16 protein-coding genes are annotated in these 18,832 nt (G+C 62.3%); 9 read left to right on the top strand and 7 right to left on the bottom strand.

Going from position 1 to position 18,832, the window contains the following annotated elements; translation table 11 throughout:
- Nucleotides 1-71 precede the first annotated feature (71 nt).
- The 3 genes from minE to minC form a co-directional block, all read right to left on the bottom strand.
- On the bottom strand, nt 72-344 hold the full coding sequence (gene minE / locus P3C39_RS02745) for a cell division topological specificity factor MinE (protein WP_024501686.1): 273 nt from the start codon (nt 342-344) through the stop codon (nt 72-74).
- Nucleotides 341-1,156 (bottom strand): septum site-determining protein MinD, encoded by an 816-nt coding sequence (gene minD / locus P3C39_RS02740; RefSeq protein ID WP_024501687.1) that lies wholly within the window; start codon nt 1,154-1,156, stop codon nt 341-343. The genes minE and minD overlap by 4 nt, the downstream gene beginning before the upstream one ends.
- 67 nt (nt 1,157-1,223) lie before the next feature.
- Nucleotides 1,224-2,024 (bottom strand): septum site-determining protein MinC, encoded by an 801-nt coding sequence (gene minC / locus P3C39_RS02735; protein WP_275952611.1) that lies wholly within the window; start codon nt 2,022-2,024, stop codon nt 1,224-1,226.
- Between the two features lie 548 nt (nt 2,025-2,572).
- Between minC and P3C39_RS02730 the strand changes: the two genes are divergently transcribed.
- From P3C39_RS02730 to P3C39_RS02710, 5 genes are all read left to right on the top strand, one after another.
- The gene (locus tag P3C39_RS02730) at nt 2,573-4,147 is read left to right on the top strand and encodes a reverse transcriptase domain-containing protein (protein ID WP_275952610.1); all 1,575 of its coding nucleotides are present in this window, start codon (nt 2,573-2,575) and stop codon (nt 4,145-4,147) included.
- Between the two features lie 75 nt (nt 4,148-4,222).
- Nucleotides 4,223-5,992, top strand: coding sequence for an SIR2 family protein (locus P3C39_RS02725; protein ID WP_275952609.1), 1,770 nt, complete (start codon nt 4,223-4,225; stop codon nt 5,990-5,992).
- A gap of 8 nt (nt 5,993-6,000) precedes the next feature.
- On the top strand, nt 6,001-7,392 hold the full coding sequence (locus tag P3C39_RS02720) for a nuclease PIN (RefSeq protein ID WP_275952608.1): 1,392 nt from the start codon (nt 6,001-6,003) through the stop codon (nt 7,390-7,392).
- A gap of 355 nt (nt 7,393-7,747) precedes the next feature.
- Nucleotides 7,748-8,167 carry a VOC family protein gene (locus P3C39_RS02715; RefSeq protein ID WP_275952607.1) on the top strand — a complete coding sequence of 140 codons (420 nt, stop codon included), beginning with the start codon at nt 7,748-7,750 and terminating at the stop codon, nt 8,165-8,167.
- 117 nt (nt 8,168-8,284) lie between these two features.
- Nucleotides 8,285-9,235, top strand: a complete 951-nt coding sequence (locus P3C39_RS02710) for an EamA family transporter (protein WP_275952606.1) — start codon at nt 8,285-8,287, stop codon at nt 9,233-9,235.
- An 83-nt stretch (nt 9,236-9,318) separates the two neighbouring features.
- On the opposite strand, the gene P3C39_RS02705 is transcribed toward P3C39_RS02710, so the two are convergent.
- From P3C39_RS02705 to P3C39_RS02695, 3 genes are all read right to left on the bottom strand, one after another.
- Nucleotides 9,319-9,468 (bottom strand): hypothetical protein, encoded by a 150-nt coding sequence (locus tag P3C39_RS02705; RefSeq protein ID WP_086081318.1) that lies wholly within the window; start codon nt 9,466-9,468, stop codon nt 9,319-9,321.
- 631 nt (nt 9,469-10,099) lie between these two features.
- Nucleotides 10,100-10,447 (bottom strand): DUF2934 domain-containing protein, encoded by a 348-nt coding sequence (locus tag P3C39_RS02700; RefSeq protein WP_027160800.1) that lies wholly within the window; start codon nt 10,445-10,447, stop codon nt 10,100-10,102.
- 97 nt (nt 10,448-10,544) lie between these two features.
- Complete coding sequence (locus P3C39_RS02695; RefSeq protein WP_275952605.1) at nt 10,545-11,153, bottom strand: BA14K family protein; 609 nt, start codon at nt 11,151-11,153, stop codon at nt 10,545-10,547.
- Between the two features lie 237 nt (nt 11,154-11,390).
- Here P3C39_RS02695 and P3C39_RS02690 point away from each other — a divergent pair, with 237 nt between their 5' ends.
- Genes P3C39_RS02690 through P3C39_RS02680 form a run of 3 tightly spaced genes read left to right on the top strand, consistent with a single transcriptional unit; the run spans nt 11,391 to nt 16,602 of the window.
- Nucleotides 11,391-15,503, top strand: a complete 4,113-nt coding sequence (locus P3C39_RS02690; RefSeq protein WP_275952604.1) for a Pls/PosA family non-ribosomal peptide synthetase — start codon at nt 11,391-11,393, stop codon at nt 15,501-15,503.
- Nucleotides 15,500-15,949, top strand: a complete 450-nt coding sequence (locus P3C39_RS02685) for a GNAT family N-acetyltransferase (RefSeq protein ID WP_198032076.1) — start codon at nt 15,500-15,502, stop codon at nt 15,947-15,949. Before P3C39_RS02690 ends, P3C39_RS02685 begins: the two co-directional genes overlap by 4 nt.
- A 47-nt stretch (nt 15,950-15,996) precedes the next feature.
- Nucleotides 15,997-16,602: a 4'-phosphopantetheinyl transferase superfamily protein gene (locus P3C39_RS02680; RefSeq protein ID WP_275952603.1), complete on the top strand. Its 606-nt coding sequence runs from the start codon at nt 15,997-15,999 to the stop codon at nt 16,600-16,602.
- 9 nt (nt 16,603-16,611) lie between these two features.
- On the opposite strand, the gene P3C39_RS02675 is transcribed toward P3C39_RS02680, so the two are convergent.
- Entirely contained in the window at nt 16,612-17,724 is a 1,113-nt protein-coding gene (locus P3C39_RS02675) for a KamA family radical SAM protein (RefSeq protein WP_275952602.1), read from the bottom strand.
- Nucleotides 17,725-17,883: 159 nt separating this feature from the next.
- Here P3C39_RS02675 and P3C39_RS02670 point away from each other — a divergent pair, with 159 nt between their 5' ends.
- Nucleotides 17,884-18,819 carry a hypothetical protein gene (locus P3C39_RS02670; protein ID WP_275952601.1) on the top strand — a complete coding sequence of 312 codons (936 nt, stop codon included), beginning with the start codon at nt 17,884-17,886 and terminating at the stop codon, nt 18,817-18,819.
- Nucleotides 18,820-18,832: the final 13 nt, after the last annotated feature.

Genomic DNA, 18,832 nt, shown 5'->3' with positions numbered 1-18,832 from the left:
CCCACTTGTGGGGGAGATGTCCGGCAGGACAGAGGGGGGCGCGAAGGATCGCGGCTCCCCCTAAGTTGCCCTCACCCCGCCATGGCCAGCGGCACGGCGCTCTTGTTGGGGATCTGGATGTCGATCTCCAGCGTCGACATGGTCTCGCCGCGGTCCATCGAGACCTGCAGATAGTCCTGGTCGATCTGCACATGCTTGGCGATGACGGCCATGATCTCCTCGCGCAGGATGGAGACGAGGTCGGGCTGGCTGCGGTTGCGGCGCTCATAGGCGAGCAGCACTTGCAGCCGCTCGCGCGCCACCGGGGCGCTGGAGCGCCGCTTGAAGATGTCGAGCAGGTTCATGCCGCCCTCCTTCCCAAAAGACGATCGAGGAAGCCCTTGCGCTCGAAGGGCACGATGACGGGCAATTCCTCGCCCTCCAGCCGCCTGGCAGCGTCGATATAGGCCTTGGCAGCAGTGTTGAGCGGCTCCGACAGCGTCACCGGCGAACCGAGGTTTGAGGCGCGCAGCACGTCCTGGCTTTCCGGAATGATGCCGAGCAGCGGCACCGACAGGATTTCCAGCACGTCGTCGATGGACAGCATCTCGCCGCGCGACGCACGCGCCGCATCGTAGCGCGTCACCAGCACATGCTTGGCGATCTGCTCGCCCTGCTCGGCCCGCAAGGTGCGGGCATCGAGCAGGCCGATGATGCGATCGGAATCGCGCACCGACGACACTTCCGGATTGGTGACGATGACCGCCTCGTCGGCAAAGCGCATGGCGAGCTGCGCGCCGCGCTCGATGCCGGCCGGGCTGTCGCAGAACACGTAGTCGAACACCGAGCGCAGCTTGTCGATGACTTCGCCGACGCCTTCCTCGGTCAGCGCATCCTTGTCGCGCGTCTGCGAGGCCGGCAGCAGGAACAGCGTCTCGACCCGCTTGTCGCGGATCAGCGCCTGCGAGAGTTTCGCCTGGCCCTGGATGACGTTGACGAGGTCGAACACCACGCGCCGCTCGGCGCCCATGATCAGGTCGAGGTTGCGCAGGCCGACGTCGAAGTCGACGAGCGCCACCTTCTTGCCGGTCTTGGCCACGGCCGCCCCGAGGGCCGCCGTCGAGGTCGTCTTGCCGACGCCCCCCTTGCCCGAGGTGACCACCACTACCTTGCCCATTGAAAAGCCTCCGTTGTTGTTGTTCTTGGTCGGGCGACCATCGGCCGCCCCAATATCGAAACGAATGTCAGCTCAGCGTCGAAACCCGCAAGGCGTCGCCGTCGAGAAACGCCTGCACCGGCTTGCCGCGCGAAACCCCTTCCATCTCCTCGGCGGTGACATACCAGCCGTCGACCGCCAGCAGCTCCGCCTCGTTCTTGCGGCAGAAGATGCGCGCGCCCCTGTTGCCGAGCGCACCCGCCGAAGCGCGCCCGCGCAGCGTGCCATAGACATGGATCGAGCCCGCCGCGATGATCTCCGAACCGGAGGCGACCGAACCGAGCACGATGACATCGCCATGCGGATGCACGATCGCCTGGCCCGAGCGGATCGGCGCCTTGATCATCAGCGTGCCCGAAGCTTCGACCTGCGGCTCGCTATCGCCCGCCTTGCTTGCGTCAACCTTGCCGTCGCCGGCCTTGGCCGCGCCGGCCTCAGGCGCCCTGCCCTCGGCCTTGCCCTCTCCGGAAACATCTTCCCGCGCCTTGCGGGGCAGCAGCCCATCCGTCGTCGCCTCCTTGGCGCCGACCAGCACCGGCGGCAGGTTGGGCTCGAGTGCGGTGTGGCCGTCGAGCTCGATGGCGTAGATACGGATGCCGCGATGGCCAAGCACGCCGACCAGCGATTCGATCGCGGCGACATCGGGCTTCAAGGTGTTGAGATCAAGCACCACCGGACGGCCGGCAAAATAGCCCGGCGAATTGCCGATCCAGTGGTCGAGCCCCTCCAGCCACACGTCCAAAGGCGCCTCCGGCGTCAGCGTGAAAGCGACGAAAGAGCGGGCACGAAAGCGGATGGATTTGGCCTCGATGGGGGCGGCAAAGGTCACGGCTGGCGAATCCTTACTGAGAGGTAAACGCTAGCGAGGGAATGGTTAACGAATGGTTAATGGGGTGGGGCGGCGCTCGGCAGCCCGCGAGAAATTGAAGGGTCGGCCAGACGCCTGTCGCGAACTCCAACCGACGACATTGTACGATTTGATATGACCGTGAGCCGACCGACTACTTTCGGCTGTATGAATTCGGAATCGCCCTTTGCTGAACCTATGAAGATCCGTTTGGCACCCCGCGCCAATTCTGCTCTTGCTTTGTCCGCAAGGCATCAGTGCCGCTGGGTCAACATTGGGGGACTGTGGTTTGGTGCCGAACTAGCGCAGATTCATACAAACAGGCCCACTAAGCAACCCGAGACAGCCCTAGACAAATCAAAGATGTACCGAAAACGTTGCTAGAACATTGTGGCTGTTCCTGATAGTCAAAGGTAACGGGGTCTCCCTTCGCATACGGGCTGTGCAACTGCGGCCTAAGAGTGAATGTCTGCACACATCGAGCCCGCCGCTCGACACTGCGCAATTGGCGTGATTGGAAGGGAGACCTCGTGTCATCGGTTGCAAGGGCTTTCGGCAAGCTCATCCCGATCGAAATTCCGCAGGAACTCGCCGACGAGGCCACATTGCTCTCTCATCTCGGGCTAAGCCCGAAGGAGCTCAAGAAAATCTGGTGGTATCGTGGACGGATGTATCATCAATTCCCGATCGCCAAGGGCAGTGGAAAGGTGCGCCTTATAACTGCACCGGATAAACGCCTGAAAATCTTGCAAAGCAAGCTTGCGTTGCTCCTCGACCAGCTCTACCGCGTTCGTAATCCGGTTCATGGTTTCGTGCCAGAGCGATCGGTGAAGACAAATGCCGAAGCGCATGGCCGTCGTCGCTTCATCGTCAACTTGGATCTTAAAGATTTCTTCCCAACAATCACTGAAAACCGAGTCTGCGGTTTGCTGACGTCTCTCGGTGTCAATAAGCGGGTAGCCGAAATCATTTCGCGCTTATGTTGCTTCAACAGTCATCTGCCCCAGGGAGCACCTACCAGTCCTGTCCTCTCCAACATGATCTGCTACCGCCTCGACACCGAACTCTTACGGTTCGCTAAGGACGTGCGTGCCATTTATACGCGTTACGCCGACGACATCACCTTTTCTAGCTACCAGCCGCCGGCGCCAATTTTCGAGGGTACCATTCCCGCCGCAGGTCGCTTCTCACCCGAGGTGCTAGCACCTCAACTTCGTCAACATTTCCAATCGAACGGCTTCACGATCAATCCCGATAAGTGTCACTATGCCGATCGGAACTCGCGGCGCGTTGTCACTGGCGTCAAAATCAACGCCGGTCTCAATGTTGATCGGCGCTATGTTCGCCACATTCGTGCATTGCTTCATTCGGTAGAGACACTGGGGATGATCGACGCCCAGACGAAATATTCGTCAGCCGGAGGCAAGGGCAGTATCGCTATCCACTTACGCGGCAAGATCTCCTATATCGCCCATTTGAAGGGTCAGACCGATCCGGTCGTCCGTGCGCTGGCGCGTCGCTACAATAAGAGCTTCGAGCAGCAATCGATAAAGCTGGCGCCCACGCCTGAGGAGCGTCGTGACCGATCGGTCTGGATTATCGAGCATTCGGCCAACGGCGGCGAACAGGGCACCGCCTTTTTTCTCAAGGAAATTGGTCTAGTAACGGCAGCGCACTGCGTGGAAGGTGTCAGCGACTTCACAGTCTACCACCCTACAAAGCCTGCTAACCTAGCCAAAGTAACCGTACTCAAGCGATGCGAACATCGCGATCTCGCGATCCTCGGCCATGCCATCCACGAGACTGAATACTATGAATTGGAGGCCGCCTCCCGGGCGGTTGTGGTCGGCGACATCGTAACGGCCTATGGGTATCCTGGCTTCGGTCCTGGGGACAAAATTAACGTCCGAACCGGTCCCATAACGTCGCTCCCGATAAAAAGCGCGGTTCAGATGATTGAGGTTACGCAGGAGCTTACCCAAGGCATGTCCGGCGGCCCCATCCTTGACGTGCATGGCGCGGTCGTCGGCATCGTACACAAAGGCGGTCCGAACGAAGGTCGGCAGCTCGCAATTCACGTCGATGTACTCCGCACGTGGGTTTGATCCAAGAGTACCAAAAGGTCGCAAATCTGGGCAGTGCGGGCACGAATTCAGGCCCATTGCAACACGGAATAATGAATGGACCAAATTCAGCTCGTACAGCGGTTATCCGAGGCTGCATCTCAGTTTTCGTGGTTGCTCGGCGCAGGAGCATCGCAGAGCGCTGGCCTTCCGACTGCTTGGGACGTCATGTGGGACCTGAAACGTCGGCATTACAATCTGCAAGAAAACCAGCAGATATCGCCCAACGACATTCAGAACGCGGCCGTTCAGGAGAAGGTTAGCGCGTATATGGGGGCGCAAGGATTTCTGCCTCCAGGCAATCCGAGGGAATACTCGGCATGCTTTGAATTGATATTCGGCGATGACTATGACCGACAAAGCAGGTATCTCCGGGCGATCCTGGCGGATCACAAGATTTCATTGTCCGTCGGGCACCGCGCCTTAGCCGCCATGATGGCCAGCGGACAAGCGAAAGCGGTATTCACGACCAATTTCGATACTGTCGTAGAAAAGGCGTTCGCTGCGGTCTCTGGAAAGGACATCGCCCCCTTCCACCTAGAGGGTTCGTACGCTGCGAACGCGGCATTGAACGATGATGAGTTTCCGATCTACGTGAAGATGCACGGCGACTTCCGCTACCAGAGCATCAAGAACCTCTCGGCCGACCTCCTCTCTCAGGACATGGAACTCGGCAAATGCCTCGTCAGCGCCGGCAACCGATTTGGTCTAGTGGTGGTAGGTTACAGTGGTCGCGACGAGAGCGCGATGGCGCTTCTCGAAGGAGCTTTGAAAGGACCTAATCCGTTTCCGCACGGTCTCTTCTGGACGACTATGAAAGGCCGCCAGCCCTTCAAGGCAGTTGTGGATCTGATCGCCAAGGCAAAGGCTCGTGGGGTCAAGGCGGAGGTCGTGGAAATCGAGACCTTCGACTCCCTCATGTCGCGCGTTTGGAGGCAACTGCCCAGCCGTTCACCAGAGCTGATCGCGGCTGTGAGCAAAGCGGAGATGACAGCCGTAAGCCTCCCGCTTCCGCCCATGGGCAAAGCCTCTCCTATACTCCGGTTGAATGGACTTCCAGTCGGCGAATTGCCAGATGACTGCTATGAGCTTCGCTTCCGTAAAGATCTGGAATGGGCTGATCTCCGTGAGGCAGAAGGCCGCGCTAAGGGCGCGATGATCTGTACCAAGGAGAGCACGATCTGGGCTTGGGGACATGAGGCCGTAATTCGCAGCGCCTTTGGTGAGGAATTGACCGAAGTCGTCCCAAGCGCGCTCGGTGAGCGCGTTCATGATCTAGCGTCAAATCTCTACCTCAAGAGCTTTTTCGAGCAGGGAATTGGTAGTGGCTTGCGGCGTGGGCTGCCTTTGATTTTGCGTAGCGACCGATCAGGCTCGACACTGATCGTTGACCGACATACTTCAAAGAACTCGATATTCGATGGGCTGCGCGCGGCAATTGGTGGGCCATTGCATGGTCAAGTGACCGGGTTGATGACATCACCAACGCCAGAGCATGCAACGTCAGAGCAAGTCTATTGGGCGGAGTGCGTTCACCTTGATCTCCAACAAATCGAAGGTCGGAATTGGCTGGTGCTAAGGCCTGACGTTTGGGTTTGGCCGAAGTGGGCTCGCCGTGACGCGACCGATTTTCTGGGCCGCCGCTGCGGGGGGCGCTTCAACCCCAAAGCCGACAAACTTTTATCAGCCTGGATTGCAATACTTCTGCCAAATGGTGGTCGGGGCGCTGATCATACTGTCACAGCGTTCGATGGCTCTGCCGAGCCCGGGAATCCGACCTTCATTCTGAACGACCGTACCGCGTTTAGCCGGAGACTTGGCTTGTGAGCCCCGAGATGAGTGCCTATCAGGCAGTGCCTGAACCGAGGCTTGTCTTCTCCGGCGGTCAAACCGACTTGCATCCGTTGCGCGGCCTCATCGTAAACGGGCCTTACAGCCTTACCTTGGGTGTGCCGAGCCGCGTGCGGATCGCGTTCTTAGCGCCGCGCAGCGATCTTCCGCGACTAGATCGCCTAGCGGCCGAGCTTGATCAAACGCTGAAGCCGGTCGAGGCGACAAATTACTATCCGGACTACCCAGGCTTCGATCAACTCTTCCGTTGTCCGCTCGTAAAACCCGCGGACGCGTTGAAGATCGCATTGCCCGACGATCTCGACGGCTACGCGCGCGCCAACGACAGGGCACAATTGGCACGGCACCTGTTCGACGCCATAGGCAAAGTGGGACAACTTAAGCAGCAGTTTGATGTGCTCCTGCTCTATCTACCGAAAGCCTGGTCCGCCTGTTTTGAGGGCCAAGGTTTTCACTTGCACGACTATCTCAAAGCCTACTGCGCTCCGGTCGGCATCCCAATCCAGATCGTACTGGACGGTGCGCTAACTCGACGCTGCCGAGCGAATGTCATGTGGGGCCTGAGTTTGGCGCTCTACTCGAAGGCAAATGGCATTCCGTGGAAGCTCGCCGGGCTAGATCGGGAGTCGGCCTTCATCGGTATTAGTTACGCCATGAAGACCAGCCCAACCGGGATGGAGTACACCACCTGCTGTAGCCAAGTGTTTGACCCTGATGGCACCGGCTTCCAATTCGTTGCCTACGACACCCGCGATTACACCAAGGACCGGCGTGACAATCCTTATCTTTCATACAATGAGATGCTGAGTGTGATGTCGCGGAGCTTGGAAATCTACCAGCGCGGCCATTCCGGCCGCGCGCCAAAGAAGGTCACTATCCACAAGAACACACCATTCCGAGAAGACGAGGCGCTTGGTGCGATTGACGCGTTCAATGCGCAGACGGAAGTCGAACTCGTCCAGATCGTGAAAAGCACGAGCTGGTTCGGCACACGGTACGGGACCGCTGCGGCGGCTGGTCCTGACGGATATCCCGTCACGCGGGGGACCTATCTACCCATTTCGCCTGACGAGACCTTTCTCTGGACGCAGGGCAGTGTACAGGGCGTCCACATGAGTGGCCCGACACGCGACGTGTACAAGGAGGCGACGCTGAAGCCCGTGCCTTCACCGCTAATCGTCAGGCGCTTCAGCGGCAGCGGGGGATGGTTCGAAACCTGCGCCGGCATTATCGGGTTAACGAAGATGGATTGGAACAACAACACACTGTACAAAAAGCTGCCGGTTACCCTCGAATACTCCCAACGCTTCGCGAAGATCATTCAGCAAAACCCCAATCTGGTAGATGCCGAGTTCGACTTTCGCAATTTTATGTAGATTGAGCGTTCCAATTTTGAGTGCGGCGCCAACCAGCCTGTCGATCAGCCCCTGCGCCTCGTCGCCCGATATGCCGGTGCGCATTGCTAGCGCCTCGACCTCCAGCACGTCGGAACTAGCGATCTCGCCGGTTTCCGTCAGCGGCAGAGCGGCTTCCTATCGATCTCATCGCGGCCTGATGCCAGTGGCGCTCGCGAAAAGCCGACACCCGATGGCAAAGTGAGCGCGTGCCTCGGCATACGTGCCACTGCCCTGCCGATTTAAAAAGTTGAGATGCGGTGTCGGATCTGCGGGCGGTCAACCGTCTTAAAGCTGGCGCCACTCGCTGGCATCTCGACAACCAAAGGAATGATCGATGAGCAAGAAGATTTTCGTGAGCCTGCCGGTGACCGACGTGAAGGCATCCAGGGCGTTCTATGAATCTCTCGGGTTCAAGAACAATCCCAAATTTACCGGTGAGACCGCTGCAGGAATGGTGTGGAGTGAAAACATCAATTTCATGCTGCTCAGCCGTGAAAAATGGCAGACCATGACCACGCGCCCCATCCCGCCATCGACGTCCAGCGAGGTCATGCTGGCGCTGTCCCTGGACAGCCGCGAGGCGGTCGATGTGATGGCCACTGCTGCTGCCGCGAACGGCGGCACCGCCGACATCAATCCAATCGAAGATCACGGGTTCATGTATACACGCGACCTCGCTGATCCCGATGGCCATGCCGTGGGCGCGATGTGGATGGACGTTTCCGCGATGCCTTCCGGCGACAAGGCGGACTGACATCGTTTTCGCGATCGGCCTAACCCAGATCCCTTCCCACCCTTTCAAAACGGATGCACGCCCCAGCGACACAGGCTATGTTGCCCCGTCTGGCCGAGGTCATCGAAGGGGCATGACATGCAGGCAATGCCGATAGCGCATCAAGCCGCGCAACCCGTGCGCCCCATATCCTCCCTGGCCGGCTATCCGGCCGCCGTCCTGTGCTGGCTGCTTTCGGCTGGTGTCTATATCGCGGCCAAATGGGTGGCGCCTGAAATGCCGCCCTGGGGCCTCTGCTTCTGGCGGCTGACGCTTGCCTGCGCCATCCTGCTGCCGATCGTGCACCGTCATCACGACGCGATGATCGGGCTTTTGCGAACGCGCGCCCTGGAGGTCATCGCCGTGGGGGCGATCGGCCTGACGCTGTGCCAGGGTATGATCTACCACGGCCTCAACCACACCGACGCCACCACGGCCGGTATCATCATGGCGCTGTCGCCTGTCATGACGATGGTGCTTGCCCGTTTCGTGCTTGGCGAGCCGCTCGGCCTGTGGAAGTCGCTTGGCGCGCTGGTTGCGCTTGCCGGGATGATTTTCATCGTTGCTCACGGCAACCTGACGGCGCTGCTGCAACTCAAGGTCAACGCCGGCGAGCTGTGGATCGTCGGCAGCGCGTTCTGCTGGGGCCTCTACACCGTGCTTCTGCGCCGTGCCAAATTCGGCATCGAACTCCTGCCGATGGTCGTGCTGCTGCTCGGCGCCGGTGCGCTGGTCGCCTTGCCTTTCCATTTGTGGGAATTGTTCAACGACGAACGCTCCGCCATGAACGTCCACAGCCTTCTCGCGCTCGCCTATCTGGCAGGCCCCGGCGGCGCCCTGATGTACTACCTCTACAACAAAAGCGTGCAAACGCTGGGTGCGAGCCGGGCAAGCATGCTGCTCTACCTGCAGACGGTGTTCGTGGCCGTGCTCGCCTATCTGCTGCTCGGCGAGGGCTTGCACGATTACGACCTGGTCGGTGCGGCCTTCATCGTCGCCGGCATCGTCCTCGCCACAATGGTCAGGCCAGCTCAACCACGCGTGGCGTAGACATCTTGCGGGTGACGGCTGTATTCAGCGCCGGCCGCATTGGCGTTTGGTGAGTCACCATCGCGACAGCCAGAGGCCCCCTCTCAATGCCGCTTGAAATACTGCACCTCCTTCTCGTGCTTCTCCGCCGCCTCGCGCGTATCGAACGTTCCGAGATTGCGCCGCTTGCCGGTCTTGTCGTCCTTCTTGCGCGAATACAGCCGGTATTTGCCGTCCTTGAGTTTTCGGATCATCTCGCTCTCCCTGGCTAGGATTGGCCCTGATCAAGGTTTCCGCTTGCCGGGCGGCCCGGCCTGCCGACCAGCGCCTGCGCCTTGTCGCCATGCTCATTCCCCGGTTGTGTCAGGGATCAACGCCGTTCCGATCCAAATGATCCACCCGTTCGAAGGGGGCACTCTACGGCGCCCCCCCTCTGGCCTGCCGGCCATCTCCCCCACAAGTGGGGAGATTGGCAGCTTTGGCGTCGGCGCTTTCTCGCAACGTCGAAATTCGGCGAGCGCCGGCCAAAACGCAAAAACCCGCCTGGGCGGCGGGTCACTGGCGCAAATCAGCACCATAGGCAAAAATGTAGCATAGCTGCCCAAACCCGTCAAGAAAAAATTCCTATCCATCGACGCAAGCTGCCTGCCGGCGGCCACCAAGGCCAGCGGCGCAATTGCGGCGGAGGGGACATTCCAACGCAGTAAATTCAGATCCAACTTGACGGAACATTAGCCAAAGCTAATTGTTAGTGGATGCGGCAGGTGGTGCCCTCCATCGCCTGCCGAAGATCGGCCCTCCGATCGGCCCGCGTCCTCCGCCAGAGGCGCGGGCTTTTCGTGCCGATCAGCCGTCGCAGCCTAGCCGGCATTTTTCGTCCTCCGACTATTTCGCCAGTCCCTCATCGGGGTTTCGCCGCCCTTTGGCCTTGAGGCTGCGCGCGGCTTGCTCGACCGCGGCGCGGTCGTTGCCCAGGCGGTCGAGCAGTTCCTGTGCCTCGTCGCCGGAGATGCCGGTGCGCACCGCCAGCGCCTCGACCTCCAGCACGTCGGAGCTGGCGATCTCGCCGGTTTCAGGCAGCGCGTCGCCCGCCGTCAGCGGCAGGGCTCCCTCGCGGTCGATCTCGGCCTCGGCCTGGTGCCAGTGCCGCTCGGGGTCGCCCTGCATGCGGCCTTCCCGTTCCCAGATCTGGTAGGCGCGCTCACGAATTCTGTCGTCCCGGTCGTCGCTCATGGTCAGTCCTCCTTCGGGTCAGGGTTGAACGTCGCGCCAATGCGGACGCTCCGGAAAATCCGCGCGATCGGATCGCCATGCCGGCGGTGCGCGGGGGCTACTGGCATTGCCGTCTCGGGCCGCCGGAATAGGGCTGGTAGGAGTTGTCTTCCGGGCGGTAGGAGCGGTAGCGGCTGAAGCAGGAATCGACATGGTCGGCCGAAAGCGCTTCGCCGTCATCTTCGGCAAGGTAGACGCCAAGGCCAGCGCCGTTTTCCACGCCATCGCCGGCGGCCGGCTGGCCGGCCTGACCGGCGGCTTCGAGATAGGGCGAGATGCAGGGGCGCAGCTGCCCGCTGTAGGAAAGATAGCTGTTGTCGTCCGGATGGTAGGAGCGATAGCGGCTGGCGCACCAGGCGAGATGCGGAAGCGGCAGGTCGGCTGCCTTGGGCGCGATGGCGCCGGTGACCGTCGGGTCGGGCGGTGTTTCCGGCGGTTTGGCGGAGATGTCGGGCGGCGCCGGCTGGGCGGCCGGCAGGCGTTCGAGGCCTTGCCCGGCTTTGTTCACCGGCCGCGCCTTCTTGGTCCACAGCTCCGCCACGCTGACGGTGGCCGTTGCCTGGCGCGGCGGCTTTGCGGCAAGCAGCCAGGCGGCGAAGCCCAGTCCGCTGCCGAAGACCGCAAGGGTCAGCACGAAGCCGCAGACCAGTCCCAAAACCGCTTTCACGACACGCTCCTTCAGTCCCTGCTCATAGAATGCGGGGCCTCAAGGCTGGTTCCAGAAAAACGCTGGCGCGCGCGCCGGCGTTGCCGCCAAGGGAGGCTCAAAACCCCGCCCCAGACACAGTTCAGAAACAATATTCAACAGTTCGGAAAAACTGCCGAAAAGATCGGATGGCATAAGCATCCCACAACAACTGGAAAAATGGCCGTGCCGGGCAATGCCCGGCCTGGACGGGAAAGTATGGAAATGGATCACGGTGTCGATGTCGCCGAACTGGACGCGAAACGATCGGGGCTGGAAAGCGGCCCGGCAGGTGTCGATGCGCTGGTAAGAACGGCCCCCGCGACAGCCAGGCGCGGGCAAATCCTGACGGGCGCCGACTTTGCCCGCCAAGGCCTGCCCGGCGAGCGGCTCGACACCGTCTTCGAACAGCTCGCCGAAACGTTCGCAGCGCTGCCGGCGGTGATCTCCGATGGGCGTGTCTGGACCTATCGGGAGCTGGACAGCCGTGCCAACCAGTTCGCCCGCCTGCTGGTCAAGCGCGGCGTGCGGCCGGGCGACCGCGTCGGGCTCATCCTCGACCGCTCGGCGGAGACCTATGTCGCGCTGCTCGCCGTGATGAAGGCGGGCGCTGCCTTCGTGCCGCTGGCGACCGCATTCCCTGAGGAGCGGATGGCGCTCATCATCGAAGACGCCGGCGTCAGCCTGATCGTCACCATCGCCGCCTATGCGTCGCGCGCCGGCCAGCTGCCGGTCCCGCATCTGCTGATCGACAGCACTGCTGCCGAAATCTCCAGACAGTCCGACGCGCCGCTGCAGCCGCATGCGAAGGTCGCTTCAGCGGACGACACCTGCTACATCCTCTACACGTCGGGCACCACAGGCAAGCCCAAGGGCGTCGTCATCAAGCACCAGAGTTTCGTCAATTTCATCCGCGTCGCCGCCGCCTCCTACGGCTACCGGCCGGGCGACCGCGTCTACCAGGGCATGACCATCGCCTTCGACTTTTCCTCCGAAGAGATCTGGGTGCCGTTCGTCGCCGGCGCGACGGTGGTGCCCGCTCCTGGCCAGATGCCGCTGGTGGGCGAGGAACTCGCCGATTTCCTGCGGCTCCATGACATCACCTGCATCGCCTGCAGCCCGACGCTGCTGTCGTCGATGACATCGGATGTGCCCAGCCTGCGCACGCTGCTGGTCGGCGGCGAGGCCTGTCCGCACAATCTGGTGGTGCGCTGGTCGAAGCCGGGGCGGCAGATCCTGAACACCTACGGCCCGACCGAGGCGACCGTCACCGCCACCATGGGCGCGCTGACGCCGGACAGTCCCGTCACCATCGGCGCGCCGCTGCCGACCTACTCGATCGTCATCCTCGACGCTTCGCTGCCGCAGCTTGCCGAACCCGGCGAACTGGGCGAGATCGGCATTGCCGGCATCGGGCTCGCGGTCGGCTATCTCAACCGGCCCGACCTGACCGAACAGAAATTCATCGCCGATTTCGTCGGCCTGCCGAACAACCCGTCGAAGCGCATCTACCGCACCGGCGACCTTGGCCGCATCAACGACCAAAGCGAGATCGAGTATAACGGCCGCATCGACACCCAGGTGAAGATCCGCGGCTACCGCATCGAGCTCGGCGAGATCGAGGCGGTGCTGCTCGACCAGCCCGAGATCGCTCAAGCCGCCGTCACCACCTGGGAGATCGAGCCCGGCCGCGTCGAACTCGTCGCCTATTTCGCAGCGAAGGCCGGCCAGACGGCGATCTCGCGCGCGGACCTCGCCAGGACGATGAAGCGGCGGCTGCCGGACTACATGGTGCCCTCCTATCTGGAGGAACTGCCGGCGATCCCGATGACGGTCTCCAACAAGGTGGATTTGCGCCAGCTGCCGAAGCCGACAGGCGTACGGCTGTCGGGCGATCGCGCCATGGTCGCGCCCAGCAATGACGACGAGCGTTTCCTGGCCGACGCGCTGGCCGCGGTGCTGAAATTCGACGAAGTGTCCGTCGAGGACAATTTCTTCGACGATCTCGGCGCCAACTCGCTGCTGATGGCGCATTTCTGCGCCCGTGTGCGCACCAGGAAGGAATGGGCGACGGCGTCGATGCGCGACATCTATCTCCACCCGACCGTGGCGCGGCTGGCGCTGCATCTGGGCGTAGTGGACGAGATGACGACGGCCACCAACGAACCCGTCCTCACGCGGCGGGCCTCCAATCTTGCCTATTGGACCTGCGGCGCCGCACAGCTGATGTTCTACGGGCTCTACAGCTATGGCGCCCTGTGGGCGATCAATGGTGGTCTCAACTGGATGTACGACGCGCTCGACGATCCGCTGCTGCTCTACATCAGGTGCGTGGCGCTTTCGGCCGCCGTGTTCTTCGGCATGTCGGGCTTTGCCGTCCTCGCCAAATGGGCGCTCGTCGGCCGCTGGAAGGCGGAGGCGTTTCCCATCTGGGGCGTGCGTTACTTCCGCTTCTGGGTGGTCAAGACGTTGATCCGCACCGCGCCCGTCGTGCTGTTCCGCGGCAGCCCGCTCTACAGCATCTACCTGCAGCTTCTCGGCACCAGGCTCGGCAAGAACGCCGTCATCGAATCGAAATCCGTGCCCGTCTGCACCGATCTCATCTCTATCGGCGCCAACACCATCCTGCGCAAGGAATCGATGATCCTCGGCTTCCGGGCACAGTCCGGCTATATCCACACCGGGCCGCTGACCATCGGCCGCGATGCCTTTGTCGGCGTCGGCTCGACGCTCGACATCGACACCAGGATCGGCGACGGCGCCCAGCTCGGCCATTCGTCCTCGCTGCACCGCGGCCAAAGCATCCCCGACGGCGAACGCTGGCATGGATCGCCGGCCGTGCCGACCACGGCCGACTATTGCAAGGTGCGCAATGTCGATCCGTCCAACATCCGGCGCTTCCTGTTCGAAGCGGTTCAGCTGATCGGCCTGTTTGCCATCGTCACCCCCTTGCCGCTCTTGTTCCACAGCTATTGGGAAAATGTCGGCGACGACTACCAGGAAACCATCGGCGTCGTCGCGATCGGCACCACGGTGACGCTGTTCGGCTACATGGCCGCATCCTTCCTGGCGGCGACGCTGGTGCCGCGCCTGGTCAGCCTGCTGTTGAAGCCAGGCCGCACCTACACACTGTACGGCTTCCGCTACTGGCTGCAGACCGTCGCTGAATTCTCCAGCAACTCGCGCGTGCTCGGCCTGCTGGCCGGCGACAGCTCGGCCATCGTGCACTACATGCGAGCGATCGGCTGGAATCTCAACAAGGTGGTGCAGACCGGCTCCAATTTCGGCTCCAACCAGCAGCACGAAAACCCGCTTCTGTGCGAGATCGGCACCGAGACCATGGTGTCGGACGGGCTGTTCATGATCAACATGCACAAATCCGCCGCCGCCTTCAGGCTCGAGCCGACGAGGATCGGCGAGCGCAACTATCTCGGCAACAACATCTACTATCCGCCGGACGGCCGCACCGGCGACAACGTCCTGCTCGGCACCAAGGTGATGATCCCCATCGACGGGCCGCTGCGCGAGAATGTCGGGCTCTTGGGTTCGCCTGCCTTTGAAATCCCGCGCATGGTGAACCGCGACAAGGAACTCATCGCCGGCATCGACGAGGACGACCGGCGCCGGCGCATCCCGTTGAAGAACCGCCACAACCTGGTGACGATCCTGCTGTTCGTGGCAACGCAATGGGTCATGCTGTTCGCCACGCTGGCGATCTGGGACCGGGCGCTGAACTACTATACCGAATGGGCTGAAGTCGCACTGTTCGTCGCCGTGCTGCTGACCTCGGCGATCACCATTCCCTTCTACATCTTCGTGGAACGGGCAAGCCTCGGTTTCGGCAGGCTGAAGCCGCAGATGACGACGATCTACGACGTCGCGTTCTGGCGCCATGAACGCCACTGGAAGCTGGCGGACTCGCCGATCGTGCGGCTGTTCGCCGGCACGCCGTTCCGGCCGATGATCCTGCGCATGCTGGGCGTCAGGATCGGCAGCCGTGTCTATGACGGCGGCAGCAATCTGACCGAACGCTCGCTGGTGGAGATCGGCGACGACGCCACCCTCAACGAGGGCTGCGTCGTCCAGGCCCATTCGCTGGAGGAAGGCGCCTTCAAGTCCGACTTCATCCGCATCGGCAAGGGCTGCACGCTCGGACCCTCCGCCTTTGTCCACTACGGCGTCGTCATGGGCGAAGGCTCGGTGGTCGATGTCGACTCCTTCGTCATGAAGGGCGAAGAGCTGGAGCCCAACTCGATCTGGCGCGGCAACCCGGCCAAGCTGCATCGCTTCGTCGAGCCGATCACCGAGTCCTCGACCAAGGCATCGGCTTGAACACCGAGGACATCCGTCTCGTTGCCGTGACCAGGGCCAACCGCGCCCTGGTCGCGGCCCTGGAACTGGCTCCGGAGCAGAGGGATTTCGTCGCCAGCAATTCGGAGTCCCTCGAAGAAGCCGAAACCGACGAAGACGCGCGGCCGCGCGCCATCATGGCCGGGACCCGTGTCGTCGGTTTCCTGATGTACGATGCGTCGGACAACGAGGCGCTGGTCTACCGCTTCATGATCGACCGCGCCCACCAGGGCAAAGGCTATGGCAAGGCCGCATTGCGCGCCTTGCTCGACGAGATCGGCAATCTCGACCATATCAGGGAGGTTTCGATCTGCTACGAGCCCGAGAACGAGGCCGCGCGCCACCTCTATCGCGGCGCCGGCTTCGTGGAACAAGGCATCGACGAGGACGGAGAAATGATCGCCGTCCTGCCGATGGTCGATCGTTGACGCCGCCCGCTGCGAATTCATCGGAGGAAACGACCCTGTTGGAGGCTATGGCCGCGATCGCGCCGAGCGGTGTCCGGATCGGATGCCGCCTGATCCGCGAAGGCGATGAAGCCCATCTGCTGCCTGGGGAAGCGCATTCCATCGCCGCGCGCCAGCCTGGCATGCGGCGCGCCAGCGGCGCGGCCCGCTGGATCGCGCACGGACTGCTGGCGGAGCTTGGCGTCGGCGACGCCGCCATCCTGCGCACGCCGTCCGGCGCGCCTGTCTGGCCCGAGGGAATAATGGGTTCGCTCGCGCACGACGACGACATGGCGGTAGCGGCGGTTGCACCGGTTGGCGATATCGCCTCGCTCGGCATCGACGTCGAGCCCGCGCAGCCTCTCCCGGATGACATTTTGGCGCTCGTGACAACACCCGCGGACCGCACCGACGCAGCCGACCGGCATCTTGCCGGCCGCATCCTCTTTGCCGCCAAGGAAGCCGTCTACAAGGCCGTCTATCCGCTCGATCGCGAGGTGCTGGGCTATGAGGACATCACCGTCGACCTGAACGCAGGCTGTGCGACGACGAAGACAGGCCGCAAGGCCAGGCTCGCCTACTGCGTTGCCCCGCGCGTGGTGGTGCTGGCGTTTGTCGAGAAAGACAGGGGTTAGCGCGCAGTCCTATTCGCCAACGATCTCCGTATACGCCCTCACCTCGCCATCGAGCCCGCGCAGCCGCCAGTTCTCGCCGTCCCGTCCCTCGACATGGCAAGGTCCGATCGGCACCTTGCCGCCGCCTTCCGGCAGGTCGAGCACATAGACGGGGTTGCAGATGCCCGACAGCCGCGCGCGCAGCGCTTCAGCCAGCGCCTGCCCCTGCGCAATAGTCGTGCGCCGGTGCGCCATGCCGCGCGCGAGGTCGCCATGGTGCAGGTAATAGGGTTTGACGCCGAGGCGATACATCAGCTCGCGGCAGAGCTCCTCCAGCGCCTCGACGCTGTCGTTGACGCCTTTGAGCAGAACGCTCTGGTTGAGCAACACGAAGCCGGCTTGCCGCAGCGTGCGGCAGGCGGTTTCCGTGGCCTGAGTGATTTCCCGCGCGTGGTTGAAATGGGTGACGATGGTGACCATCAGCCGGCCCTGCAGGGCCGCAACCAGCCCCGGCGTGATGCGCGACGGCAGCGCCACCGGAACGCGCGTGTGGATGCGCAGCAGCCGCACATGCGCGATCGCTTCGATGCGCGCGCGGATTTCGGCCAGCGCCTTGTCGGGCAGCGACAGCGGATCGCCGCCGGTCAGGATCACCTCGCGGATTTCGGGATGCTTGGCGATATAGGCCAGCGCCGGCTCCAGCGCCTCGCGCGTATAGCCCCTGCCGATCGAGGTCAGAGATTCCTTGCGGAAGCAGAACCGGCAATAGACCGCGCATTGATAGGTCGGGAACAGCAGCACCCGGTCGGCATGGCGATGCGTCAAGCGCGGCACCGGGCTGAAGTCATGGTCGGCGATCGGATCGTCGAGTTCGCCTTCCACCTCCTGCAGTTCTTGCGGAGAGGGGATGACCTGCGCCCGGATCGGATCAGCCGGGTCGTTCCAGTCGATCAGGTCGAGATAGGCTTTGGGCGCGCGCACCTTGTGGTTCGCCGCCGCGGCCTGGGCGGCTGCGCGCTCGGCTGACGACAGCGGGAGGCGGTCAAGGTCGCGGACGTGGCGCACGCCGGCGCGGACGTCCGCCTGCCAGGCGGTGTCAGGATCGGCGGAGCGTGCATCGTGGAGGTTCGTGTCTGAAGTCATCAGGGTTCTCGGGGCAGTTTCTGGCGGAGCTATCGGCCGGATGGCCAGGCGGGTCAACCTTCTGGGGTGGTCGCCGCCATCAAATCCACCGCCTGCAAATCCGTAGGTATTTAGCCAAAATGGCACTATTCTGCGCAGTCTGGGCTTCAGGGAAAACGAATGGACTTCAGCACAGGCCATGGTTACCTGCTCATCGGCGGCCTCATCCTCGTCGGTACTGGGCTGCTCATCCTGTCGCTGATCGTCAATCTGCGCGTCGCCCACAGTGTGCGCGACGACGTGCGTCATCGCGAAAAGCTGCTGGAATACTACCGTAACATCTTCTCGCAGTTGGGCGTGATCCTGATCGGCATCGGCGTGTCGCTGTTCATCTTCTTTTTCCAGCAGAATTACCAGGACCAGCGCAGACGCGAAACGGATCTCCAGCAGGTTCTGGCCAAGCTGGCGGCGCGCATCGCTCGCGGCGCTCCCCTCGTCGAGTCACTTGGCGAATTCGACGCGCTGCTGGATGACGGCGGGGCCTACGTTAGTCCCGAACTTGGTGGAACCAACGCCGCCATCGGCGCGCAGGGAGCGGAGCTTGGCAAGCAGATCCGCGAAATCCTGCTGGTTGAGCGCGACGTCGACATCCGGGACTTCGACATCCTCAACCTGTCGCGCGATTTCGAGTCGTCGTTCGTCGTCAACGAGCTCGATCCGACGCTATGGTTCGACATCGTGCGCGACGAGAGCGAGATCAAATATGCCATCACCCAACTCACCCTCGACTACAAGGACCTGCAGGATGCGATCGGCGGCGAGCCGATCGAGGTTGCGATCGCCAATCCTGAAACCGAGCGCAAGATCAAGCACGAGGTGCTCGACATCTTCTACGATGCCGACCTCTTGCGCCAGCGCAGCAGGCGTTTTCTCGGCCGTGCGTGCTGGCTTCTCAGCCACGGACGCAGCTTTGTCAGTCTTGCGCCGGTCGACGCGATCGAAGCCGACGCGACGTCACATCAGGAATGGATCGACAGATCTAAGCCCTTGCTGGCACAGACGAAATCGGGCAACGGCGATTGCTTCAAACTGCTCCGATACGGCCCGGCATCCTGACTCCCGGCGGGAC

It is taken from the genome of Mesorhizobium sp. XAP4, assembly GCF_029269325.1.
Classification (GTDB): Bacteria; Pseudomonadota; Alphaproteobacteria; order Rhizobiales; family Rhizobiaceae; genus Mesorhizobium; species Mesorhizobium ciceri.
This window is presented reverse-complemented; position numbering and strand designations above follow the sequence as displayed.

Coding starts and splice junctions, on each gene's coding strand:
- P3C39_RS02710 (WP_275952606.1), top strand. CDS start 8,285: ATGCAGGCAATGCCGATAGCGCATCAAGCCGCGCAACCCGTGCGCCCC.
- P3C39_RS02705 (WP_086081318.1), bottom strand. CDS start 9,468: ATGATCCGAAAACTCAAGGACGGCAAATACCGGCTGTATTCGCGCAAG.
- P3C39_RS02700 (WP_027160800.1), bottom strand. CDS start 10,447: ATGAGCGACGACCGGGACGACAGAATTCGTGAGCGCGCCTACCAGATC.
- P3C39_RS02680 (WP_275952603.1), top strand. CDS start 15,997: ATGGCCGCGATCGCGCCGAGCGGTGTCCGGATCGGATGCCGCCTGATC.
- P3C39_RS02690 (WP_275952604.1), top strand. CDS start 11,391: ATGGAAATGGATCACGGTGTCGATGTCGCCGAACTGGACGCGAAACGA.
- P3C39_RS02670 (WP_275952601.1), top strand. CDS start 17,884: ATGGACTTCAGCACAGGCCATGGTTACCTGCTCATCGGCGGCCTCATC.
- P3C39_RS02675 (WP_275952602.1), bottom strand. CDS start 17,724: ATGACTTCAGACACGAACCTCCACGATGCACGCTCCGCCGATCCTGAC.
- P3C39_RS02720 (WP_275952608.1), top strand. CDS start 6,001: ATGAGTGCCTATCAGGCAGTGCCTGAACCGAGGCTTGTCTTCTCCGGC.
- minD (WP_024501687.1), bottom strand. CDS start 1,156: ATGGGCAAGGTAGTGGTGGTCACCTCGGGCAAGGGGGGCGTCGGCAAG.
- P3C39_RS02725 (WP_275952609.1), top strand. CDS start 4,223: ATGGACCAAATTCAGCTCGTACAGCGGTTATCCGAGGCTGCATCTCAG.
- minE (WP_024501686.1), bottom strand. CDS start 344: ATGAACCTGCTCGACATCTTCAAGCGGCGCTCCAGCGCCCCGGTGGCG.
- P3C39_RS02715 (WP_275952607.1), top strand. CDS start 7,748: ATGAGCAAGAAGATTTTCGTGAGCCTGCCGGTGACCGACGTGAAGGCA.